Annotated in this window: 19 protein-coding genes; 3 read left to right on the top strand and 16 right to left on the bottom strand. The window is 47.5% G+C overall.

Translation table 11 applies throughout. The features are described from left to right. Window positions 1–5 precede the first annotated feature (5 nt). The 3 genes from polA to N7U64_RS00580 all read right to left on the bottom strand — a co-directional run bounded on the left by polA (window position 6) and on the right by N7U64_RS00580 (window position 5,243). Entirely contained in the window at window positions 6–2,603 is a 2,598-nt protein-coding gene (gene polA / locus N7U64_RS00590; protein ID WP_318927871.1) for a DNA polymerase I, read from the bottom strand. A gap of 202 nt (window positions 2,604–2,805) precedes the next feature. Next, window positions 2,806–4,539 (bottom strand): two-component system histidine kinase PnpS, encoded by a 1,734-nt coding sequence (pnpS, locus tag N7U64_RS00585; protein WP_318927870.1) that lies wholly within the window; start codon window positions 4,537–4,539, stop codon window positions 2,806–2,808. Beyond that, window positions 4,536–5,243 (bottom strand): response regulator transcription factor, encoded by a 708-nt coding sequence (locus N7U64_RS00580; protein WP_012371073.1) that lies wholly within the window; start codon window positions 5,241–5,243, stop codon window positions 4,536–4,538. Before N7U64_RS00580 ends, pnpS begins: the two co-directional genes overlap by 4 nt. 215 nt (window positions 5,244–5,458) lie before the next feature. Here N7U64_RS00580 and N7U64_RS00575 point away from each other — a divergent pair, with 215 nt between their 5' ends. Further along, complete coding sequence (locus N7U64_RS00575) at window positions 5,459–5,890, top strand: divergent PAP2 family protein (RefSeq protein WP_413230419.1); 432 nt, start codon at window positions 5,459–5,461, stop codon at window positions 5,888–5,890. An 88-nt stretch (window positions 5,891–5,978) separates the two neighbouring features. On the opposite strand, the gene N7U64_RS00570 is transcribed toward N7U64_RS00575, so the two are convergent. From N7U64_RS00570 to dnaE, 11 genes are all read right to left on the bottom strand, one after another. Next, window positions 5,979–7,118 carry a zinc-dependent alcohol dehydrogenase gene (locus N7U64_RS00570; RefSeq protein WP_290827348.1) on the bottom strand — a complete coding sequence of 380 codons (1,140 nt, stop codon included), beginning with the start codon at window positions 7,116–7,118 and terminating at the stop codon, window positions 5,979–5,981. A gap of 161 nt (window positions 7,119–7,279) precedes the next feature. Further along, the gene (mdh, locus tag N7U64_RS00565) at window positions 7,280–8,212 is read right to left on the bottom strand and encodes a malate dehydrogenase (protein WP_318927867.1); all 933 of its coding nucleotides are present in this window, start codon (window positions 8,210–8,212) and stop codon (window positions 7,280–7,282) included. A 22-nt stretch (window positions 8,213–8,234) separates the two neighbouring features. Then, window positions 8,235–9,509 (bottom strand): NADP-dependent isocitrate dehydrogenase, encoded by a 1,275-nt coding sequence (icd, locus tag N7U64_RS00560; RefSeq protein ID WP_012371077.1) that lies wholly within the window; start codon window positions 9,507–9,509, stop codon window positions 8,235–8,237. A 69-nt stretch (window positions 9,510–9,578) separates the two neighbouring features. After that, window positions 9,579–10,691 carry a citrate synthase gene (gene citZ / locus N7U64_RS00555; RefSeq protein WP_214763320.1) on the bottom strand — a complete coding sequence of 371 codons (1,113 nt, stop codon included), beginning with the start codon at window positions 10,689–10,691 and terminating at the stop codon, window positions 9,579–9,581. Between the two features lie 217 nt (window positions 10,692–10,908). Further along, entirely contained in the window at window positions 10,909–11,379 is a 471-nt protein-coding gene (locus N7U64_RS00550) for a DUF441 domain-containing protein (RefSeq protein WP_318927863.1), read from the bottom strand. 57 nt (window positions 11,380–11,436) lie between these two features. Beyond that, complete coding sequence (gene pyk / locus N7U64_RS00545) at window positions 11,437–13,185, bottom strand: pyruvate kinase (RefSeq protein WP_214763313.1); 1,749 nt, start codon at window positions 13,183–13,185, stop codon at window positions 11,437–11,439. An 85-nt stretch (window positions 13,186–13,270) separates the two neighbouring features. Then, window positions 13,271–14,233: a 6-phosphofructokinase gene (pfkA, locus tag N7U64_RS00540; protein WP_285801107.1), complete on the bottom strand. Its 963-nt coding sequence runs from the start codon at window positions 14,231–14,233 to the stop codon at window positions 13,271–13,273. A 153-nt stretch (window positions 14,234–14,386) separates the two neighbouring features. Next, window positions 14,387–15,322: an acetyl-CoA carboxylase carboxyltransferase subunit alpha gene (locus tag N7U64_RS00535; protein WP_290827355.1), complete on the bottom strand. Its 936-nt coding sequence runs from the start codon at window positions 15,320–15,322 to the stop codon at window positions 14,387–14,389. Next, on the bottom strand, window positions 15,309–16,169 hold the full coding sequence (gene accD / locus N7U64_RS00530) for an acetyl-CoA carboxylase, carboxyltransferase subunit beta (RefSeq protein ID WP_290827357.1): 861 nt from the start codon (window positions 16,167–16,169) through the stop codon (window positions 15,309–15,311). The genes N7U64_RS00535 and accD overlap by 14 nt, the downstream gene beginning before the upstream one ends. Before the next feature lie 21 nt (window positions 16,170–16,190). Then, entirely contained in the window at window positions 16,191–16,709 is a 519-nt protein-coding gene (locus N7U64_RS00525; RefSeq protein WP_318927861.1) for a FadR/GntR family transcriptional regulator, read from the bottom strand. A 102-nt stretch (window positions 16,710–16,811) separates the two neighbouring features. Then, window positions 16,812–19,979: a DNA polymerase III subunit alpha gene (gene dnaE / locus N7U64_RS00520; protein WP_318927860.1), complete on the bottom strand. Its 3,168-nt coding sequence runs from the start codon at window positions 19,977–19,979 to the stop codon at window positions 16,812–16,814. A gap of 155 nt (window positions 19,980–20,134) precedes the next feature. On the opposite strand from dnaE, the gene N7U64_RS00515 reads away from it, so the two are divergent. Continuing rightward, a complete protein-coding gene (locus N7U64_RS00515; protein ID WP_114595250.1) occupies window positions 20,135–20,329 on the top strand; it encodes a hypothetical protein in 195 nt (64 codons plus the stop codon). A 57-nt stretch (window positions 20,330–20,386) separates the two neighbouring features. Here N7U64_RS00515 and N7U64_RS00510 read toward each other — a convergent pair whose 3' ends face one another. Continuing rightward, window positions 20,387–21,325, bottom strand: coding sequence for a bifunctional oligoribonuclease/PAP phosphatase NrnA (locus N7U64_RS00510; protein WP_318927856.1), 939 nt, complete (start codon window positions 21,323–21,325; stop codon window positions 20,387–20,389). 66 nt (window positions 21,326–21,391) lie between these two features. Between N7U64_RS00510 and N7U64_RS00505 the strand changes: the two genes are divergently transcribed. Further along, window positions 21,392–21,709 (top strand): YtpI family protein, encoded by a 318-nt coding sequence (locus tag N7U64_RS00505; RefSeq protein ID WP_012371088.1) that lies wholly within the window; start codon window positions 21,392–21,394, stop codon window positions 21,707–21,709. 40 nt (window positions 21,710–21,749) lie between these two features. Here the strand turns inward: N7U64_RS00505 and N7U64_RS00500 are convergent, their stop codons facing one another. Next, entirely contained in the window at window positions 21,750–23,060 is a 1,311-nt protein-coding gene (locus N7U64_RS00500) for a DRTGG domain-containing protein (RefSeq protein ID WP_012371089.1), read from the bottom strand. Window positions 23,061–23,157: the final 97 nt, after the last annotated feature.

Here is a 23,157-nt window from a genome sequence, read left to right as displayed (position 1 = left end):
ACTTGTTATTTGGTTTCATACCACGAATGACCGGCATCGCCGTCGACACGAAGCGGAACGGATAATTGAACCGTCTGTTCCATCGCTTGTTTGACCAGCGTCTTGAGGGCATCCAATTCTTCATCCGGCGCTTCGAAAATCAGTTCATCGTGTACTTGGAGCAACAGGCGGGCACGCAACGGTGACTGTTCAAGCGCCGCATGGACATCAAGCATGGCTTTTTTGATGATGTCAGCTGCCGAGCCTTGGATCGGTGTATTGATGGCCGTCCGTTCTGCAAAACCACGTAAGTTAAAGTTTTTCGAATTGATATCCGGGATGTTCCGGCGACGGTTCATTAACGTCTCGACAAAACCGTTCATCCGCGCCTTCTCGATGGCAGCATCCATAAACAACTTGATTTGCGGGAACAATTCAAAGTAACGATCAATGAAGTCCTGTGCCTCTTTGCGGGAGATATTTAGGTTCTGTGACAAACCGTAGTCACTGATGCCGTAAATGATTCCGAAGTTGACCGCTTTGGCCTGACGGCGCATATTGCCGGTCACATCATTTGGTGCGACACCAAACACGCTGCTGGCTGTCTGCGTGTGGATATCGGCATCATCCAAGAACGCCTGGACAAGCGTCTTGTCTTCCGACATATGGGCCATGACCCGCAATTCGATTTGTGAATAATCGGCAGCGTATAACGACCAGCCCGGTTCGCTCGGAACAAACGCCTTCCGGATTTTTCGTCCTTCCTCGATCCGGACCGGAATGTTTTGCAAGTTCGGGTTAACGGAACTGAGCCGGCCTGTTTGGGCAATGGTCTGCGCAAATCGGGTATGGATTTTCCCGTCTTCTTTAATAACCTTCTGCAAGCCTTCAACATACGTGGATTGCAGTTTTTGAAGCTCCCGGTACAACATGATATGGTCGATGACCGGATGCAGCGGACGGAGTTTTTCCAATACGTCGGCGGCCGTCGAATAACCGGTCTTCGTTTTCTTAAAGGCAGGCAGTTCCATTTTCTCGAACAGGATGACCCCCAGCTGTTTCGGTGAGTTGATATTGAATTCCTCGCCGACTTCCCCGTAAATCAATTGTTCCAAATCGTGCAGACGTCCGGCTAAATCGTGTTGCATCTCCTGGAGCGTTTCGACATCGACACGGATGCCGGTCCATTCCATTTCAGCCAGAACACCCGACAACGGACGTTCAAGTGTTTCATATAACTCAAACTGTTGGTTGGCTTTCAGTTCTTCTTTGACCTTCGGGAACAACAGCTCAATCATGCGGGCTTTTTCCGCCAAGTATGGATGCAGCACATCGTCTGCCGGAGCAAGACGTTTCGCACCTTTACCTAAGACGGCTTCTTCGTTCGGTGCCATCAGCATATAATGACCGGCAATCGACGCGAGAGTCGTCCCGCCGCTCAGATTCAATAAATAACCGGCGAGCAGTAAATCATCGAATGCCGTTAATTTCAAACCGTGTTTCCGCAAAGCAAACGCAGCTTGTTTCGCATCCAGACAGATTTTCTGATGGTCCGATTCAATCCAGTCACGAAATGCCGGATCCTCGACGAGTTCAGATGAAGCGACGTAAATTTGATCGGGTGTCGCGATACCAAATCCGATGATATCTTCTTCCATATAGTCTTCCCGAAGTTGTTCCACAACGAGAACGGCATTGGTCACATCATCCGGAAGCGAAGTAATCGTTTGGACATTCAACTGTTCTTTATCCGCTTCTTCAACGACAGGTGCAAACCGGTTCGTCAAAGACTTAAAACCAAGCGACTGGAATAACGAATACGGAACTTGTGTATCGACGTCGCTGATCTGTAAGTCGTCGAGCGTGACATCAAGCGGGACATCGAGTTTGATGGTCGCCAGTTCCTTTGACAACCGTGCCAATTCTTCATTCGCAATCACTTTTTCTTTTTGTTTCCCTTTTAAGTCTTCGACATGCTCATACAAACCTTCGACAGACCCGTAAGCAGAAATCAATTTGATTGCTGTTTTTTCACCGATTCCCGGAACCCCTGGAATGTTATCGGATTTATCACCCATCAATCCTTTAAGGTCAATCATTTGAATCGGTTTTAATCCGCCGTATGTCTCGGCAAACAGTTCTTCTGTCATACAGAGGACATCGGTGATGCCGCGTTTTGTAATCAACACTTCGACCTGATTCGTCACGAGTTGAAGTAAATCCTTATCTCCCGTCACGATCCGGATTCGATCCGCCGGTATCGTTTGTGCCAATGTCCCAATCAAATCATCTGCTTCATAACGGTGCAGTTCCATCATTTGAATGCCTAACGCTTCACAGATGTCCCGCACAATCGGAAACTGTTCCCGAAGCTCGGAAGGTGTCTTTTCACGACTGCCTTTATATTCCTGATAGACGTCATGCCGGAACGTTTCGCTCGAGGCATCAAATGCGACAAGCATGTGTGTCGGCTGTTCCTCTTCAAGCAGTTTGAGCAGCATCATCGTGAAACCGTAAGCTGCGTTCGTATTGCGTCCTTGCGCATCCGTCATTGGTGGTAACGCAAAAAAAGCACGATACGTCAGTGAGTTTCCATCAATCAATAAAAGTTTGTTTTCCATCATCTACGCCCCTTTGGAAGATTTTCTGTTCTTATTGTATCACTCTACACACATTTGTTCGCTAAAAAAGCATACAAAAAAAGACGACCGGCTAAAAAGCCAGTCGTCCCTGTGTATCCCGACATGGGAGCTGAACCAGTCGAGGCACAGATGATGAAGAAGGTACTTTAAGCATACGATTCTTCTGTAAAGGAAATATGAAGTCTTATCCCTTTTTCGGTAAACGTATCGTAAAAGTCGTTCCTTGATTTTCTTCGGATTCCACGTCAATCGTTCCGTGATGCAGATCGATGATATGTTTGACGATTGCGAGACCAAGACCTGTCCCGCCCGAGTTCCGGCTCCGGGCTTTGTCGACCCGGTAAAAACGTTCAAAAATCCGTTGCATCTCTTTCGGATGAATTCCGATTCCGTCATCTTTAATCCGCAGCATGACGGCCTCTTCTCCGTCCTCAAGACTAATCCAGACATTTCCGCCGTTCGGAGTATAATTCAAAGCGTTCGCCACCAGATTGACGACGACTTGCTTCAGACGATTTAAATCTGCCCGGATGAAGACTTCCTCTTCCGTTTCAAGGTGAATCGTCATCTGTTTTTCCGTTGCTTTTCGCTGGAGCAGCGTGGCTGTTTCGTGGAGTAAACTCGTGACATCGACAATTGTCGTCTCCAGTTGGTAATTATCCTGTTCAAGACGGGATAATTCGAGTAAATCTTCGACCAGCGTCTGCATCCGCTCGGATTCATCATGAATGATGTTCAGGAACTGCTCCCTGATTTCCGGGACGTCCTGGGCACCATCGAGCAGCGTTTCGGCAAATCCTTTGATTGACGTCAGCGGTGTCTTCAGCTCATGGCTGACATTGGCGACGAAGTCCTTCCGCATCTGTTCAAGCTTTTTGATTTCCGTAATATCGTTAAATACGACTGTCGTCCCCTGAACGCGTCCGTTTTTCCCAAAAATCGGTGCCGCACTGACCATGAAAGTCCGACTGTTCAATCCAAACCGGACACTCGATTGTTTCCGGTTCGGTTTTTCCGTCAGATAGACATCTTCGATGACCTGACTCATCTTTTCATTCGGTAAAACCCGGTAGTACAATTGTCCATTCGACTGACCGTAGATATTAAACATTTCCCGGTATGTCCGGTTAACCAGAAGAACATACCCTTTCTCATCAATCAGCATCAAGCCGGCACCCATGTATTCAATCAATGACTCGAGCCGTGCCCGTTGCATCGCTTCGCCGGAAGACGCATTTTCTAAATTCCGGGCTAACAGATTGATTGATTTCCCGAGATCACGCGACTCGTCCGGTGCCGTCAATTCATAGACACGGGATTTATAGTTCCCGTGTGACAATTCGTGTAAGACTTCTGTCGCTTCCGCAATCGGACGCAGAAAACGTTTTGTCGAACTGTAGACAGCAAAGAAAATAATACAAAACGAAATCAGCAGCGATAAGATGATAACGGTCCAAATCCGCGAATAAATCAGATTCAAATCTTTGGTATAACGGATGAAACTGATATAAACTTCTCTGCCGTCAGCTGTCTGGACGGGTTTTGTGTATTGCAGACTCGTCTCATCCACTTTCGATTCGAACGTTCCATCATTCGGAATGGCGGAAAAATTAATCGCCCGAACGTTTAACTTCGTGACATCGACCGGAGTTCCGGCAATGATTTCACCGCGTCCGTTAAATAAAATCATATCGAAATTAGATTCGGCATACATTTTGTCGACGTATGCCGCCATATCCGGAACCGTCCGTTCCCGTAAAATCGTCTCTACCAGTGACGTCTCGTCCACCAATTTTTCTTTTTCATTATTGATATAAAAATCTTTAAATGATTGTCCAAGCAAAAAGCCCAGTGCGATTAAGACCAGGCTGATGAAAGACAACATTTTCAGAATGAATCGTTTGCGGTATTTGCTCATTCCGCTTTCGGCTCCTCCATCTTGTAACCTAATCCTCGAATCGTTTTGATGTAGATCGGCTTTTTCGTATTCGGTTCAATTTTTTCCCGGACATGACTGATATGGACGTCAACGATTCGTGTATCCCCGACAAAGTCGTAATTCCAAATTGCAGACAACAGTTGATCCCGCGTCAAGACACGTCCCTTGTTTTTTGCGAGATACACCAACAGTTCAAATTCCTTCGGTGTTAATTCAAGTCGTTCTTCCGCCTTGAAGGCTTCGTAGTTATCCGGTACGATTTTGACGTCTCCAATCAAGATCGTTCCGTCCGTCACTTCTTCCGCGACAGTTTGCTGGTTCATCCGCCGCAGGATGGCTTTGACACGGGCGACGACCTCACGGGGACTGAACGGCTTCGTCAAATAATCATCTGCTCCGAGTTCCAGTCCAAGCACTTTATCGAACTCATCATCTTTTGCCGTCAGCATTAAAATCGGAGTATTGATTTTTTGTTGACGCAGTCGTTTACAGACTTCCAGTCCATCGAGTTCCGGTAACATAAGATCCAGGACAATCAAAGCTGCATCTTGTTTCTCTGCTAACTTCAATCCTGTCATTCCGTCATGGGCCGTTTCAACAACAAAACCGGCTTGTTCTAAATTAAACTTTAAGAGTGTGGCAATCGAGAGTTCATCATCGACAACGATTATTTTATCTTTCAAGACAGTTAGCCTCCTCAGCACATTTCATCTTTGAATGAGGAATTCCGTGGAATCCGCTTCTTCTGTCTTCATCTTACCGACTTTCGCTACTAAACCACAAATCTTTCTGGTCTTTCTTTACATAATCTTTAAGGTCGGACACTTTCTTCCAGTAGTTTCCCGTGTTGAAACAACGGAATTGGGGAAACAGTTACATATCGTGATCATGTGGAGGAATGGATATGGAATGGAATCACCCGTTATTTGCGGCGATTACGGCCTGGTTTATCGCACAAGCCGCCAAACTCGTCACCGGTTTAATCAAAACAAAGAAATTTGATCTTGAAATCATGTTTGCTTCAGGCGGCATGCCGAGTTCACATAGTTCGACTGTCGTCGCACTGGCTGTCGTAATCGGTTTTCAAGAAGGCTTCGGCTCTTCTCTGTTCGCACTCGCTACGATTTTCGCCGTCATCATCATGTATGATGCGACGGGTGTCCGTCAGGCTGTCGGGCTTCAAGCCAAGCTGTTAAATGATTATTTTAAAGGAATCCGGCATAAAACGCCTCTGCTCAATGAGCTGGTCGGACACACCGAGTTTCAAGTCTTCGTTGGTCTGTTACTTGGTTTAGCGGTCGGTTTTCTATGGCCCGTCTTATTCTTCTAGTCCGTTATGCTCAAGCGGATAAATTTGATAAATTTTCTTCATACAAAAGACCGCTTCAGATGTCTGAAGCGGTCTTTTGTTGATTTCATTATGGTTTTAAAATGACTTTGATACACCCGTCCTCATGATCATTAAACGTTTGATAAGCATGGGCAGCTTGTTCCAAATCAATTTTATGGGTGATGATATCGGTTGGATCAAACTCTTGATTGATGATTTTTTGAAACAATTCGGGCATCAGATGAACGACCGGAGCCTGTCCCATCTTCAATGTGATGTTTCGGGTAAAGAAATCACCGAGCGGGAACTGGTTATACTTTTCAGCATAAACGCCGGTCAATTGAACCGTCCCGAATTTTCGGACGGCATCTTTTGCGATATTGATGGCACTCAACGTGCCGCCTTGTAAGCCAATTTTTTGTTCCACTTTTTCAACGGCCGACATTTTCCCGTCGAGACCCACACAATCAATAACGACATCTGCACCGCCTTGTGTCAATTCCTTGATGTACTGTCCGGTCTCCTTGTGATCCTGCAAATTGACCGTTTCGACCCGGTTCGTCATTTTCGCATGATTTAACCGGTAGACTTGTTGATCGACGGCAATGACCCGTTTTGCCCCTTGCATCCAGGCGAACTTCTGTGTCATCAATCCGACCGGACCGGATCCGAGAACCACGACGGTATCCCCTTTCTTGACCCCTGAATTGATAACGCTCCAGTACGCTGTCGGGATGACATCGGACAGAAACAGTAACGCTTCGTCTTCGAGCTCACACGATTCGGGAATAACTAGCGGCATGAAATTGCCGAATGGTACCTTTAAGTACTCTGCCTGACCGCCCGGATGACCGCCGAATTCTTCCGTAAATCCGAAGTATCCGCCCGTATCGACGTGCGGATTGCCGTTTGAATTATCGCACTGGCTCTCCATATCATGTTCGCAAAAGAAACAATGTCCACACGCGACGTTAAACGGCAGGACGACGCGGTCTCCCCGTTTCACCTTCGTTACATCCGGCCCTACTTCTTCAACGATTCCCATCGGTTCATGTCCAATGACATAATCCTTTTTCGCCGGCATGTTCCCTTGATAAATGTGCAAATCTGACCCACAGATAGCAGTTGATGTGATTTTGACGATGATATCGTCATTTTTTTCAATCGACGGATCTTGGACATCTTTTACTTCAATTTTTTTTGTCCCTTGGTACGTAACGGCGCGCATGAAGATTCCCCCTTTAGAATTTTAAAAACAGGTGTACTGTAAAGGTTTACCCTAAAGAACAGGTATTCATGTTACATGTTTCTTACAAAAGAAGGAATCTATCGGTGTATTGATCAAAAAGGCACCCCGCCAAATGACGGAGTGCCTTTTCGTTGCGCTAGTTACAATATTTCAAGAACAGAACGGACGGTCGAAACCGACTGATCGAGTGCCTGCTTCTCTTCCGAAGTCAAGTCCAGTTCAAGCACCTGTTCCACGCCGTTCCCACCAAGAATGGTCGGAACACCCAGATACAGATCCTGATAGCCGTACTCTCCTTCGAGATAAGCAATCGCCGGTAAAATCCGCCGTTGATCTTTTAGGATCGCTTCCACCATCTCGACGATGGCGGCTGCCGGCGCATAGTACGCTGAACCGTTTCCGAGCAACTGAACGATCTCACCGCCGCCTTTGCGTGTCCGCTCAACGATGGCTGACAGTCGCTCCGGTGAAATCAGTTTTTCAAGCGGAATCCCGCCGGCATAGGAATAGCGTAACAAGGGAACCATATCATCCCCGTGTCCGCCGAGCACGAAACCGGAGATATCCTTAACGGAGACATTGAGTTCCATTGCGACGAACGCCCGGAAGCGCGCCGTATCGAGTACACCGGACTGACCGATGACCCGTTCTTTCGGAAAACCGGATGCTTGAAAGACGGTGTACGTCATCGCATCGACAGGGTTCGTCAAGACGATGATGATGGATTCCGGTGCATGGGTCACGATTTCTTTCGTGACGGCTTTCATGACGTTTGCATTCGTGCTGACCAGATCTTCACGACTCATTCCAGGTTTTCTGGCAATCCCCGCCGTAATGACGACAATGTCAGATCCTTTAATGTCTTGATAATCGGACGTGCCCGTAATCCAGGCGTCAAAACCTTGAATCGGTGCTGTTTCCTGCATATCAAGTGCTTTTCCTTTAGTCGCGTTTTCCTGTTGCGGCATATCGACGAGCACGATATCCCCTAACTCTTTTTGAGCGAGATACAGTGCCGTCGTCGCTCCAGTAAATCCGCTACCAATCACCGAAATCTTTTTCCGTCGATTCATTGTCCCGTCCCCCTATGCAAGATTACATATTCTTGATGAGTTCATCTGCGAATTCAGAACATTTCACTTCTGTTGCGCCATCCATGAGACGTGCGAAATCATATGTGACGACTTTGCCTTCAATTGATTTTTCCATTGACTGAATGATTAAGTCTGCGACTTCATTCCATCCGAGGTGACGGAACATCATTTCTCCTGAAAGAATGACAGAAGATGGGTTTACTTTATCAAGTCCTGCATACTTCGGTGCTGTACCGTGAGTCGCTTCAAAGATTGCGTGGCCCGTCATGTAGTTGATGTTGGCACCCGGTGCAATCCCGATTCCGCCGACTTGTGCTGCAAGCGCATCTGAAATGTAGTCTCCGTTTAAGTTCATTGTTGCAACGACATCGAATTCTTTTGGACGCGTCAAGATTTGTTGTAAGAAGATATCAGCAATCGAGTCTTTAACGATCAATTTGCCGGCTGCTTCTGCTTCAGACTGTGCTTTGTTCGCTGCATCAGCACCTTCTTCATCTTTGATACGGTCATACTGGTTCCATGTGAAGACGTGTTCTGCATATTCACGTTCTGCGAGTTCATAACCCCAGTTTTTGAATGCGCCTTCCGTGAACTTCATGATGTTTCCTTTGTGGACGAGCGTCAATGAAGCGCGTTTGTTTTCAAGTGCATATTCGATTGCTGCACGGACAAGACGTTCTGTTCCTTCTTTTGAAATCGGCTTGATTCCGAGACCAGATGTTTCAGGGAAACGGATCTTGTTGACACCCATCTCTGTTTGCAGGAAGTTAAGTAATTTTTGTGCTTCTTCGCTGCCTGATGCGTACTCGATTCCAGCATAGATATCTTCTGTGTTTTCGCGGAAGATGACCATGTCTGTATCTTCTGGGCGTTTAACCGGTGAAGGAACACCTGTGAAGTAACGGACCGGGCGAAGACATGTATACAAATCAAGTTCTTGACGAAGCGCAACGTTTAACGACCGGATTCCGCCGCCGACCGGTGTCGTGAGTGGTCCTTTGATCGCGATGATGTGTTCGCGGATCAGGTCAAGTGTTTCTTCTGGAAGCCAGTTGCCTGTTTTGTTAAAGGCTTTTTCTCCGGCGTAGACTTCTTTCCACTCAATTTTCTTCTCGCCGTTATATGCTTTTTCGACAGCAGCGTCGAAGACACGAACTGCAGCATTCCAGATATCAGGTCCAGTGCCATCACCGATGATGAATGGAATGATTGGTGAATTTGGTACGTTAAGTGTTCCGTCTGTTACTGTAATGTTTTCGCCTTGAATTGTAGCCATTTGTAAAATCCCCCTTGAATATGATTGATGTCATCAAAAAGCAGGAGAGGATTTCTCCTCTCCGCCTTTTTAACGTTCGTTCATGGACACGTATGTCCGGTGTGTTTCACCAATATAATCGGCGCGTGGACGAATGAGGCGGTTGTCGCTATACTGCTCTAAAATGTGCGCTAACCAACCTGACATACGACTAACGGCAAAGATTGGTGTAAACAATTCCGTATCAAGTCCAAGTGCATGGTACGTCGAAGCCGAATAGAAATCAACATTTGGTTTCAATCCTTTTTCCGATTGGACGATTTCGTCAATCTTCACTGACATCTCATACCATTTCGGTTCTCCGATTTGTGCTGTCAATTGACGGCTCATCTCTTGGAGATGCTTCGCACGCGGGTCGCCGTCCTTATAGACACGGTGACCGAAGCCCATGATTTTTTCCTTGTTCTTAAACTTATTATGAACATACTCGTCAACCTTTTCAACTGAATCAATTTCAACCAACATCTTCATGACGGCTTCGTTCGCTCCACCGTGAAGCGGACCTTTTAAAGCACCCATGGCAGCCGTGACACCTGAATAGATGTCAGACAACGTCGCGACACAGACACGCGCCGTAAATGTTGAAGCGTTCAGCTCATGATCCGCATGCAAGACAAGCGCCTGGTTAAAGGCTTTTTCTGCTACTTCTGTCGGCTCTTCGCCTGTCAGCATGTAGAGGAAATTCGCTGCATATGAAAGTCCAGCTTTCGGTGCAACCGGCTCTTGACCTTTTTTGATTCGTGCATATGCAGTCACGAGTGTCGCAATCTGCGCTTGGAGTTTGATGGCTTTAGCGTAATTCGCCTCTGTCGACATATCTTCCGCCGATTCATCATATAATGCAAGTTGTGACAAAGCCGTTCGGATGGCTGACATCGCGTTAGCGGTTTTTGGCGCCACTTTTAATGTCTCAAGGACTGCCGGTGCAACCGTCGCTTCAGAAATCAAAGCTTCTGACAATTGCTTCAGTTCGTCTTCTTTTGGTAAGCGGTCATTCCAAAGTAAAAAGACCACTTCTTCAAATGAGGCGTGCTCCGCCAAATCATCAATTGTATACCCACCATACGTCAACTGACCATCGATGATCGAACTGATCTTCGATGATGTTGCGACGATTCCTTCTAAACCTTTTGTTTGTGTCATACAAAAATCCCCCTTTTTTTCCCCCAGAAATTTAAAACGCTTTCATTTCCGTATTGAAAAAAAGACGTCTAAGCAAGAGTCGTTCCCCACATCGAACCGTTTGCTCCTGAATAGACCATCTTGTTTCTGTTCTTAGTATAAACAAAATTAACCAAAAAGTGAACGAACTTGCATACTATTATCAAAAAATTAATTCTGTTCCCTATTACAACATCCCTTAGCCGCTGATTGCTTTGACGATGATGTCCCACATCCCGATGACAAGAGCCGCGATTCCAGCGCCGATTAAAGGACCGACCGGCACACCCCGAAACAATCCGACTGCAAGAATTGTTCCGGCAAGCAACGCTGTCGTGACCAGGGGATCTTCCTTCATCAGACCCACACCGTGGGCCGCAATGATTGCGACAAAAATTCCCGCTAAAAACGAAATGATACCGATATGTCCCCGTACGCTGTTGAACAGTTCCCTGAATCCGATGTCTCCCGTAGCAATCGGTACCAGGATGGCCGCTGTGATCAACGTGACTCCCCAGGTGATGCCTTTCGCCTGTAAAGACGGAAACAGACGTCCGTCGAGACCAATCGCCTTAATGATTAGCAAAAAAGCAGCTGCAATGATCAATGATTTGTTTTGAGCGATGACACCGATCAACACGAGACCGATCAAAAACAGATAGGCTTCCATGTTAAAACCCCCGATTTGAAAAAACGGATATGGCTTTCGCCACATCCGTTTCAGTGATTATGCGTTGTACAATTTACCTGTTAACGGATCGATTGAAATACGTTGACCATCCGTGAAGATTGTCATGGCGTTTTCAACACCGACGATAACCGGTTTACCGAGTGAAGGACCAACGATTCCAGCATGGCTAGTCAATCCGCCGTCTACTGTGACCATTGCTGCAGCCATCTCGATTGCAGGCATCATGTCGCGATCCGTTGAGTTCGTGACAAGAATCATGCCTGGTTTTGCTTTTGCGTTTGCTTCTTCAGCTGTATGCGCGATGACGACTTCGCCAACGACACCACGTTCACCGATTCCGCGACCGTTTGTGATCTCTTTACCGACGATGTGAATTTTCAACATGTTTGTTGTACCTGCTGTAAGAGCCGGGATACCTGCAGAGATGACGACGAGGTCACCGTCTGTGACGAATCCTGCTTCTTTTGCTGTATCAGCAGCAAGTGTCAACATGTCATCCGTGTTGTCTGAGAGGTGATCGACAACGATCGGATAAACACCCCAAACGATGTTGAGTTGACGTGCAACACGCGCGCTCGGTGTGACGGCAACAATGTTTGGCTCTGGACGGTATTTTGAAATCCGGGCAGCTGTGTAACCAGACTGTGTCGGTGTCAAGATTGCTTTTGCGTCCAGGTTGATGGCTGTATGCGTAACCGCTTGAGCGATCGCATCCGTCACAGTGTGCTCACTGCGTGTTTGACGATCTTTCAAGAGCATTTTGTAGTCGAGCATTTTCTCCGTACGCTTCGCAATCGTGTGCATCATTTGAACAGATTCAATCGGGTAGTCCCCGGCTGCTGTTTCACCTGAAAGCATGATGGCATCTGTTCCATCAAGAATTGCGTTGGCGACGTCTGATGCTTCCGCACGTGTCGGACGCGGGAAACGTTGCATCGAGTCAAGCATCTGCGTTGCTGTGATGACCGGTTTACCGTAATCATTACAGATTTTGATGAGATCTTTTTGTGTCGGCGTGACTTCTTCAGTCGGAATTTCGATCCCGAGATCACCACGTGCGACCATCAAACCGTCAGAAATCGCGATGATTTCTTCGATGTTGTCGACACCTTCCTGGTTTTCGATTTTCGGGAAGATTTTGATGTGGCTGGCATTGTGTTTTTCGAGCAATTGACGAATCGCAACAACGTCAGACGCACGACGCACGAATGAAGCAGCGATCAAATCGATGTCGCTCTTAATTCCGAACTCGATGTCTGCGATGTCTTTGTCTGTCAAAGCAGGCAAGTTAACTTTTACATTTGGTAAGTTAACCCCTTTTTTCGTTTTAATGATTCCTTCGTTTTCGATGTCGCAAAGAAGTTCACGGTTGTCGAGTTTTTCTGCGACACGGAGTCCGATTAACCCGTCATCAAGCATAATCATTGAACCGACTTCGACATCATCGTATAAACCGTCGTATGTGACAGAGAACTTGTCAGCTGTACCTACGATTTCGTTTGCGTCACCGCTGACGACGATAACTTGTTTGCCGCGTGCGAGGAGGGCTTTACCTTCTTCAAACGTATGCGTGCGGATTTCCGGACCTTTTGTATCTAAAAGAATCGTAACTAATTTGTTTGCTTCTTCTGCTGCACGACGGATATCCGTGATGCGGGCACCATGTTCTTCATAGTCACCGTGTGAGAAGTTAAGACGAGCAACGTTCATACCCGCTTCAATCATTTCTGGAAGACGTTTTTCTGACGCCGGTCCAATCGTACATACAATTTTAGTTCTGCGCATATTCCATAAACCTCCTACAGTGTTTGGCTGTTCGATCACAATGCCAATAAAAAACCTATACCAATACGACGAATGTCAGTCTACCTTAGATGGATAGTTGTTTTGACAACTCTAAGATTTCGAGATCCAGTTCGTGTTTGTTTTCATCCAATGCTTCGTCGATATCAAGATCGACCATCTTACCGCCGCGTACACCTACGACACGTCCTTGCTTACCTTCAAGCAGGATGTCAATCGCATAGGCACCCATCCGGCTTGCCAGTACACGGTCAGCAGCTGTCGGCGCACCGCCACGTTGAACATGACCTAATACCGTGACACGAGTATCAAGTCCTGTTTCCTTGGCAATCTCGTCTCCAACATCCTGCGCACGTCCGGCACCTTCCGCTACGATAACGATCGAGTGTTTCTTACCACGATTGACACCGCTTTGAATCCGGTTCAAGACTTCTTTTAAATCTTCCGGACGTTCCGGAACCAGGATTGATTCCGCTCCGCCGGCTAATCCAGCATATAGTGCGATATCCCCTGCGTCGCGTCCCATGACTTCGATGACATATGTCCGTTCATGTGACGACGCCGTGTCACGGATCTTATCGATGGCTTCGAGGGCCGTATTGAGGGCTGTATCGAAACCAATCGTGTAATCCGTACCCGGAATGTCGTTATCAATCGTTCCCGGAAGACCGATCGTCGGGAAACCGAGTCCCGTCAATTTTTGAGCACCACGATAAGACCCGTCACCACCAACGACGACGAGTGCATCGATTTCGAATTTCTTCAGATTGACGACAGCTTTCGCGCGTCCTTCTTCAGTCCGGAATTCCGGGCAACGTGCAGAACGCAGGAACGTTCCACCCCGTTGGATGATGTCACCGACTGAACCAAGGTTCAATTGGACGAGATCTCCGTTAATCAGACCTTGGTATCCGTTGTAGACACCAAACACTTCCAGTCCATGAAAAATCGCCTTACGTGTTACAGCACGCACTGCGGCATTCATGCCGGGTGCATCGCCACCACTTGTTAAAACAGCAATCCGTTTCAAACTCACGTTAATCACCTCTCTATTAATCTTAGTCTAAAATAGCACGTAGTTTTGTTGTTTTACAACAGGGCAGACTGCATAAACTTTCTACAGCAGTTTGTTCATCCTCTCACGAAATAAGGACTGCCAATCATGATAGCGATTACATGCAGGTTATGTGCCAATTTGGTGATATTTTTCTGTACGCTTCTCGATTAACTGTTCTGGTGTCAAACGGGTCAGCTGGGCAAGCTTTTGTTCTAGAACAGATTTTAGTTTGTCCGCCTGTAATGAAACATCTAAATGCGCTCCACCGATGACTTCTGAGATGATGCCGTCCGCAATCCCGAGTCGCAGTAAATCAGGCGCCGTGATTTGCATCGATTCCGCCGCTTTCTCCGCGAGACTGGCGTCTTTCCAAAGAAGGGCAGCTGCACCTTCAGGTGAAATGACGGAGTACGTGGAGTTCTCCAACATCAACAGCTGATCGCAGACACCGATTCCGAGTGCTCCGCCCGATCCGCCTTCGCCGATGACGATTGAAATAATCGGGACCGGCATTCCGGCCATTTCAAACAGGTTTTTCGCAATGGCTTCACTTTGTCCGCGCTCTTCCGCTGCACGGCCGGGATATGCGCCTTTTGTATCAATGAATGTAATGATGGGACGATTGAACTTCACTGCTTGTTGCATCAACCGTAAAGCTTTCCGGTACCCTTCAGGATGCGGCATACCAAAGTTACGGCGGATATTTTCCTTCGTATCTTTCCCCCGCTGATGACCAATCACCGTTACGGCTTGTCCATTCAGCATTGCAATACCTCCGACGATGGCTGCATCGTCATATCCATGCCGATCACCATGCAATTCAATGAAGTCGTCACAAATCAAGCGCACATAATCGAGTGTCGTCGGACGTTCCGGGTGCCGTGCCAGTTGCACACGGTTCCACGCTTTCATATTCCCGTAAATATCGAGTTCTAACCGACGCAGCCGCTCTTCCAATAAATTCAGTTCTTCTTTGAAATCAAGGCCTTGCGTCTCTGCCATATCGTGCAGTTCTAATATTTTTTCGCGCAATGCGATTACTGGTTGATCAAATGGTTGCATGATTGGTTCCCTCCGAGTGCATCATCAGAATTCGTGTGTAGTAGGTTTTCAAGTCGTGTCGCGATACGACATCGTCGAGTTGTCCCGCCTGCAGTAAGAACTCTGACGTTTGGAAGTCTTCCGGTAATTTTTCACGAATCGTCTGTTCAATGATCCGCCGGCCGGCAAAGCCGATCAAAGCGCCGGGTTCTGCGATATTAAAATCGCCTAACATGGCAAAACTTGCCGATACTCCACCTGTCGTCGGATGCGTCATACATGAAACGTACAGCAATCCGGCATCAGAATGCTGTTTCAGGAATAAGCTCGATTTCGCCATCTGCATCAGGCTGACCATTCCTTCCTGCATCCGTGCTCCACCTGAAGCTGAAAAAATCGTTACGGGTAATCTTTCTTTTGTCGCGTAACGGATTGCTTCCGAAATCGCTGCTCCGACTGCTGCTCCCATTGAGCCCATCCGGAAACGGGCGTCCATGACACAGGCGACGAGCGGATATCCATTGACTTGACCGACACCGCAGACAATCGCTTCTTCAAGTCCTGTCCGCACTTGATCACCTTTCAGCTTTTCAGGATAATCCTGAAAATCGAGTGGATCGGCCTTGACTGCCGGTAAATCAAAATACGTAATCGTTCCCGCATCAAATAATTGTTCAAATCGTTCAGTCGCTGTTAACGGATGATGGTATCCACAGACACAGACTTTTAAGTTCGCTTCGAGTTGTTTCGTATATTGGATCAGTTTGCACTTCGGACATTTTGTCATTAAACCAACCGGTACATCGACCCGCTGTTCCTTTGACGTCAGAGTGACAAATTTTTTAGGTTTTCGAAAAAATGCTTGCACGTTAGTTCCCCCTTGTGGTTCCTACGAGCGTTTTAGAAAAGCTTCCCGTTCCGCTCGCGTATAGAGCTCCCCTTGACCAAAACTTTGATAGAAGGCATTCACTTGCCGCCAGATTCGCTCAAACAAATCATTGTCGATTGTAGCGATCAGCGTTTCCCGAAATGCCGCATCGGAATCGACGTGCGCTTCTAGAATGGACGCGTCTGCGAGTTGAACAAACGCTGCCTGTTCAAGCAAACGAAGTGTTCCTGCCAAATCTTCAAATTTTGAATCGCCGGTCACTAAAAATTGTGCGATGATCTGAATGTAGGTATGGTCATCCCGGTTTAAAAGAAAACTGCCTCCCCCGTGCCTTGTCTCGATGATTCCGAGATAAGCGAGCGTCCGAAGTGCTTCCCGCACCGAAGGACGGCTGATCGACAGTCGTTCTGCCAATTCACGTTCTGATGGAATTCGATCTCCCGGCACAAAGCCGTCCTGTTCGATCATCGTTTTGATTGCTGAAATATTCGTTTCAAAAGCATTCCGCTTTTTCTCCATTTTGTACAGCACCACCTTCCTGACGCATGCGTCATTTCCTTATTCCGGCGGTCATTGGTCAGACCAATTACCCCTTATTATAACAAATCTTATTACCTACTACTAGTTCGAACGCGGCACATTTTTCAGAATGATATTCGCTTCCCCGAAGCGAATCCGGAGTTGGGCCATCAATTCCTCTTCCTGTTGAACGGCATAAATTCCCGGCAGCGGCTTGGTTTCATTCGTATCGGCATAACGAACGACGACCGGAATGTCACCCGGGGCCGATTCGAGCATCCGTTCCAGAACAGCGAGATCATTTTTAGACGGCAGTTTGACGAATAGGACGTCCTGCCCCAAAGGACGCAAGCGCTCGAGGACGAATTGACGATCTCCCTCACGTTCCTGCACCTTCACTTCAATTAACAGAACGTTTCCGATATACAACGAACGTTTAAACGCGGCATACTGTTGCGGAAAGACAACGACTTCCTCCGTCGTATACCCGTCGACGGCATGAATGACTGCCATTGTCTGGGCACGCTTCGTTTTGAATTCACGGATTTGCTCGATATAACAAACCAGATAGTTAGTTTGATTCCCTTCAAGGGAGATGGTTTGGAAATGTGTCGTCTCAACAGGCGGCTTCATCGCGGTCATCAATGGAGAATAGGTCAGCCAAAATCCAAGTGACTCGCGCTCAAGACGTGCCCAATCGGTCGCTGTCCGGTTCGTTTGTGTTGTTGTTTTTCTCCGTCCAAGGCTTGCGAGTTCGTCCGGAAGCAGCGTATTTGAAGCCATCGTAAAGTAGTCGAGGACCTCCTGCTCTGCAAGCCCCCGGTCTCCATGAGTCGAACGATCGAATGCCCCGCTGTACAACAACAGTTCAATCTTCGCCCGTTCCTTTTTCCCCCACCCGACTGCCGACAATAACTGTGTGATCGTCTGCGAGGTTTTCGCGGCTTCACGTAACGTATGAAAGTCTTTTTCCGTAATTCCCCGAAGCGTCTGAATTCCGAGCCGGATTCCTTTGCCTTCTAATGTCGAACGGAAATCCGACATCCAAATATCGGGCGGCAATACCGGAAGCCGTTTTTCCCGCATGACGCGGACGAGACGTTCCGGTTGATCAATCGATACCAATGAAAAGATTTGCGGATAATGAGCTTTCATATATCCGAGTGCATAACTGATTTTGGTATAGGCAACAGCATGACTGCGGTTAAATCCATAACCGGCAAACCGTTCGATTTGATCGTACAACGTTTCGGCAACCGTTAAATCAAAACCGTTTTGCAATGCCCCTTCGATAAAACGTTTCTTTTCCGCTTCTACAGACTGACTGCTTTTTTTCGAAATCGCCCGCCGCAGCAAATCGGCTTGAGCCAGCGTAAATCCGGCAACCCGGCGTGTAATCTCCATGATTTGTTCCTGATAGACAATGACGCCGTAGGTCGCGGTTAAAATTTCTTCTAAAATCGGATGAACCATTTGATAAGGTTGACCGGCTTTTCGTTTCGCATAGAGATCGATGAACTTCATCGGTCCCGGACGGAACAGTGACATCGTTGCGACTAAATCTTCAAATCGGTTCGGCTTGACTTCGCGCAGCGTCTGTTTCATCCCTGCCGATTCAAATTGGAAGATTTGATCCGTCTCTCCTTTGGCAAACAACCGTAACGTCGCTTTGTCCTCGTCCGGTATCCGTTCGACCGAGAAATCAGGGTACGCATGCTGAATCAACTGCTCCATCTGCCGTAACCGTGTTAAATTACGTAATCCGAGCAAGTCGATCTTCAGCAAACCTTGTTGTTCGATTGCTTTCATTAAATATTGTGTGACGAACCGTCCACTTGCATGTAAGTCAACCGGTGTCGTCTCGATCAGTTCCTCTGAACCGATGATGACGCCGGCAGCATGAATCGAACGTTGTCTCGGTAATCCTTCGATCGCTTGAGCCAACTGTAACAATTGACGTCGTTTTTCACTGCCCGAGAACCAACGGTAAATGGATGCTTGTTGCTCGAGCCCTTGCAGCGTCGTCACTTTTCCCAATTGTTTTGCCGCCGCATCGGTTTCATCTTTCGAAAATTCCAATACCCGTGCCACATCACGCAGGGCGGCTTTCGCTCCAAGAGTCGATAACGTTCCGATTTGACCGACGTGTTGCTTGCCGTACCGCTCGACCAGGTACTCAAGCACTTCCTCCCGCCGCGCATCTTCAATGTCAATATCGATATCAGGCATCGAGATCCGTTCCGGATTCAGGAACCGTTCAAATAACAAACCGTACTTCAGCGGATCGACAGTCGTAATCCCGAGGGCATAACTGACAAGTGATCCGGCAGCCGATCCACGCCCCGGTCCGACACGGATTCCTTCACTTTTCGCATGGCGAACTAAATCTTCAACAATCAGGAAATAGTCCGCAAACCCTGTTTTTTCAATGACTTCGAGTTCATACTGCAGCCTTTTCGTCGCTTCTTCCCCGACATGTCCATGTGCGAGTAACCCATCGTGTGCCAACCGGTTCAGGGCGTGATTCGAATCATCTGTCACCTGCGGAAGAGGACGCGATTGAAACGGTAACGTCAACGTATCCTGCGACTCCGCCCACCGTTTTAACAACCGCAGTTCCCGGTCCGTAAATTGATCGTGTAATTCTTCCGTCAGTTTAAAATGAGCCGACCGGCTGATTTTTTGTTCAGCGAACGTCGTACCCTCGTCAATGGCACGCAGGGCTTGAAACGCATCTGCCTCTTCACGAAAGAGGTAACGGACGGGATCAATCGGAATCGTTTCAATTCCCAGGGCATTTGCCGCTTGACGGTATCGTTCCCTGCTGTCGCGTTCAACAGTCGAGCGGACTGCCTTGACACCAAGTAAAATCTTGGCTTTGTGTGCTGATCCCATCCACTGGGCGACGAGACGACGCAAGCGTGCTTCATCTTCCGGTGCCTGACGTTTCGGTTCGAGGACCGCAATCAGCTCCGAGTAATCTTCAACCGGCATTTCACTGGCCAGCCGGTAAAGTACTTTTAATCCACGGCTTGTTTTCGCATACCATAGAATCGTAAGTTCATCCGGTTCTATGACTTGTTCGAATCCGACGATCGGAATCAGTTCCCGTTGCTTACAGCCTGCCATAAATGCCGGAACGCCTGTCAAAGAAGTCTCACAAATCGCCGCAGCCGGAAAGCCGCGTCGTTTCACTTCATCGAGATAACGATCCATCCGAATCGTACTTTGCAACGGACTGTATGCTGTACGGACATTTAGTTGGACCATCCTGTCTCCTCCATCCTCACTTGATTATATTTCGCCTGTAAAATGAAACGTTTTCAGAAGTTTCATATCTATGTGTTTCTCAGTCTCGCCATCCCCATCATTTTTCGCTACAATAAAAAGAGAACATCATGACTTGCACGGAAGGAGAGTTTGCCATGATTTTAAACCGTAGCCAAATCGCTCGTGAAAAAGTGGAACAACTGAAATTAGGGGTCACCGCTTTTACCGAGACTGAAGAAATCGCTGAAAAAATTCGTAAGTCCGTCAAAGAACTTGAATTGAATGTCATTGAAGATCATACAGAACGGGGAACTTGGTTCATCCCCCAGGAAGAGGCTTCCACTCATTGATGCAAAAAAGGCTGTTCGCCATGTATCCGAAACAGGATGATGGCGAGCAGCCCTTTTTTATTCGAAAGTAAAGGCTTCTGCCACTTCATTTAAACGGGATACAACCTTATCAACTTCCGTTAAATCCTTGATTGTCGCACCCGATGCCATCGGATGTCCGCCCCCGTTGAATTCTTTAGCCACCTCATTGATGACGGGCCCTTTCGAGCGCAAACGGACACGCACTTCCTTATCTGTTTCGAGGAACAAGGCCCATGCTTTTAAGCCTTTCAAGCCTGCAAAACTGTTGACAAGAAGGGAGGCCTGTTCAACGGTCGCATCAAACGTCGCCAGCGTATCTTGCGTCAACACGACGTAACCGACGCCTGCTTCCGTCAACTGGATGTGTTGCAACACGTAACCTTGTAACTGTAAAGCGACCAGTTCCGTCTGATACATGTTTCGATAGAGCCAATCCGTATCAATCCCTGTATCCAGCAGTTGCGCCGCGACGGAAAACGTCCGGCTTGTCGTCCCTCTGAATTGGAAACGACCTGTATCTCCAACAATCCCTGCATAAAATTGAATCGCTGCAACGGCCGGGATGTCGTACTCCCATTCATTTAAAAGATGGACCAACAGCTCCGACGTCGAACTGACGGTTGTATCGACAATCTGAACGTCTGCGTAAGGGTCTTCATCCGGATGGTGATCGATTTTAATCGTGTGTTGCCCGTTTAAGGCTTCCGCTCCATCAATCCGACCTTGATTGGCTGTATCCAGTACAATGACAAGCGCCTGTTGATATTCTGTTGCGTCCACTGAATCAAGTTCTCCCATAAAGGAAATCGAAGCCGCCATTTCTCCCACGGCCTTTATTTTTTTATCGGGAAATCGATTTTGTAAAACCCGTTGCAATCCAAACTGACTGCCTAACGCATCCGGATCCGGACGTTCATGGCGGTGAATGATGATCGTGGATGCTTGTTCAATCAATTGTCTGATTTGTTCTTTCACAGTGCACAGCTCCTCTAAATATTGATATGATACAAACAGATACAGAAAGAAAAGGAGGTCATCCATATGCAGTTTGTTCTCATTCTGTTAATCGTTTTGTCACTCGGCGGATATCTGCTTGCTAAACGACGTGCATTTCATACGAAAAGCACGAACCGAAAATTTTTATTTAATACGCAAGCGAGCATCTGGCTCAGCTTGTTCGTCATCTTGTTTGCCGTCAACCAATTCGTCTCCGGTGACGGATTGACGACGACGATCGGAAAAGTCGTCTGTTCGATTTTGATCGTCATCGGTGTCGCTTCGTTCATCGCCGGCTTCATCCGCTATAAAAAAATCTATCCGTATGTCGTCCGTGAAATGGAACAGACGGAACAGTCCTAAAAAAGACGGTAGATACCGTCTTTTTTTGTGTCCTGTTACGTTATCGATCAATCAGTTGTGAGGTCACGAGGGCTTTCGCAACGATTTGTGTGCCTTGATACATTTCGACATCCACTTTTCCAAACTTTCGCCCGACATCAAAGACATTTGCCCGGATCGTAATCGTACTCTCGATTTGGACGGGTTTGATGAAATAGATACTGACGTTTTCGATAACGAGATCGCCCTTTTTCATATGACGCAACATCCGGGTCGCCCCTTCGACGAGCAGAGTCGTCAACACACCACTCGAAGCCGTACCCATGAAGTTCGTCATTTGCGGCGAGACTTCCAGTGAAAGGTAAGGTCCTCTCGCATCTTCCGCCGCCTTGATTTGTCCGGTGATCAAATCATCAAACGTTTCACCGACTTGCGGCTGGCGGTTCGCAAGTTGCAGGGCTTTCAGTACATCCTGTCGGCTGATGATCCCGAGCAACCGACCGTATTGATCGATGACCGGTAACATCTCAATTCCTTCCCACACCATCTGATGCGCGGAATTCGTCACACTCGTCCGGATTCCGACCGTAATCGGATGACGGGTCATGACTTTTTCAACAGGCCAATCGTGCGGGCGGTCAATGATATCCTTCGCCGTCACGACGCCGACAACCTTCATCTGTTCATCGATGACCGGATAACGATTGTGTTTCGTCTGTTCATTGAGTTCATGCCATCTGGAAATCGGATCGTTCGTTTGTAGATAAAACGTATCGTGTAAAGGAATCAGGATATCGGAGACAAGCAGGATTTCTTTTTTGATCAATCGGTCATAGATTGCCCGGTTGATCATCGTCGCGACAGTGAACGTGTCGTAAGACGTTGAAATGATCGGCAGTTCCATTTCGTCCGCCAACCGTTTTGCGTCTTCCGTCGTATCGAATCCGCCGGTGATCAGGACCGCTGCTCCTGCATCGAGGACCAGTTCATGTGCTTTTTCCCGATTTCCGATAATGACGAGACTGTCGACATCAATGTAACGCATCATCGCCTCCAGCTTCATGGCGCCGATGACGAATTTCGTCAACGTCTTATGCAGTCCGTCACGTCCTCCGAGAACTTGTCCGTCGACGATATTGACGACTTCCGCAAACGTCAGCTTTTCAATATTTTCTTTTTGTTTCTTTTTAATGCGGATCGTTCCGACGCGTTCAATCGTTGAGACGAACCCTAAATTTTCCGCTTCTTTAATGGCACGGTAGGCCGTACCTTCGGATACCGTTAAGTCCTTTGCGATTTGCCGGACGGATATTTTGGCGCCCACATCGAGATCCTCAATGTGCCGGATGATCTGTTCATGTTTTGTAGGCATGCTGTATCCCTTCTTTTTCCTATATTCTACTCTTCTGTCATTATACTGTACTACTCCAATGAATGAAAAGTGTACTAGTCCCGATTTACGAGAAATG

This window comes from Exiguobacterium sp. K1 (genome assembly GCF_033721435.1).
GTDB lineage: Bacteria > Bacillota > Bacilli > Exiguobacteriales > Exiguobacteriaceae > Exiguobacterium_A > Exiguobacterium_A artemiae.
The sequence above is the reverse complement of the archived record's forward strand: the minus strand, read 5'-3'. Positions and strand labels throughout refer to the sequence as shown.

Bases quoted from the DNA above. Each gene is read 5' to 3' on its own strand.
- polA (WP_318927871.1), bottom strand. From the start codon at position 2,603: ATGATGGAAAACAAACTTTTATTGATTGATGGAAACTCACTGACGTAT.
- pnpS (WP_318927870.1), bottom strand. From the start codon at position 4,539: ATGAGCAAATACCGCAAACGATTCATTCTGAAAATGTTGTCTTTCATC.
- N7U64_RS00575 (WP_413230419.1), top strand. From the start codon at position 5,459: ATGGATATGGAATGGAATCACCCGTTATTTGCGGCGATTACGGCCTGG.
- N7U64_RS00570 (WP_290827348.1), bottom strand. From the start codon at position 7,118: ATGCGCGCCGTTACGTACCAAGGGACAAAAAAAATTGAAGTAAAAGAT.
- mdh (WP_318927867.1), bottom strand. From the start codon at position 8,212: ATGAATCGACGGAAAAAGATTTCGGTGATTGGTAGCGGATTTACTGGA.
- icd (WP_012371077.1), bottom strand. From the start codon at position 9,509: ATGGCTACAATTCAAGGCGAAAACATTACAGTAACAGACGGAACACTT.
- citZ (WP_214763320.1), bottom strand. From the start codon at position 10,691: ATGACACAAACAAAAGGTTTAGAAGGAATCGTCGCAACATCATCGAAG.
- N7U64_RS00550 (WP_318927863.1), bottom strand. From the start codon at position 11,379: ATGGAAGCCTATCTGTTTTTGATCGGTCTCGTGTTGATCGGTGTCATC.
- pyk (WP_214763313.1), bottom strand. From the start codon at position 13,185: ATGCGCAGAACTAAAATTGTATGTACGATTGGACCGGCGTCAGAAAAA.
- N7U64_RS00535 (WP_290827355.1), bottom strand. From the start codon at position 15,322: ATGCAACCATTTGATCAACCAGTAATCGCATTGCGCGAAAAAATATTA.
- N7U64_RS00525 (WP_318927861.1), bottom strand. From the start codon at position 16,709: ATGGAGAAAAAGCGGAATGCTTTTGAAACGAATATTTCAGCAATCAAA.
- dnaE (WP_318927860.1), bottom strand. From the start codon at position 19,979: ATGGTCCAACTAAATGTCCGTACAGCATACAGTCCGTTGCAAAGTACG.
- N7U64_RS00515 (WP_114595250.1), top strand. From the start codon at position 20,135: ATGATTTTAAACCGTAGCCAAATCGCTCGTGAAAAAGTGGAACAACTG.
- N7U64_RS00505 (WP_012371088.1), top strand. From the start codon at position 21,392: ATGCAGTTTGTTCTCATTCTGTTAATCGTTTTGTCACTCGGCGGATAT.
- N7U64_RS00500 (WP_012371089.1), bottom strand. From the start codon at position 23,060: ATGCCTACAAAACATGAACAGATCATCCGGCACATTGAGGATCTCGAT.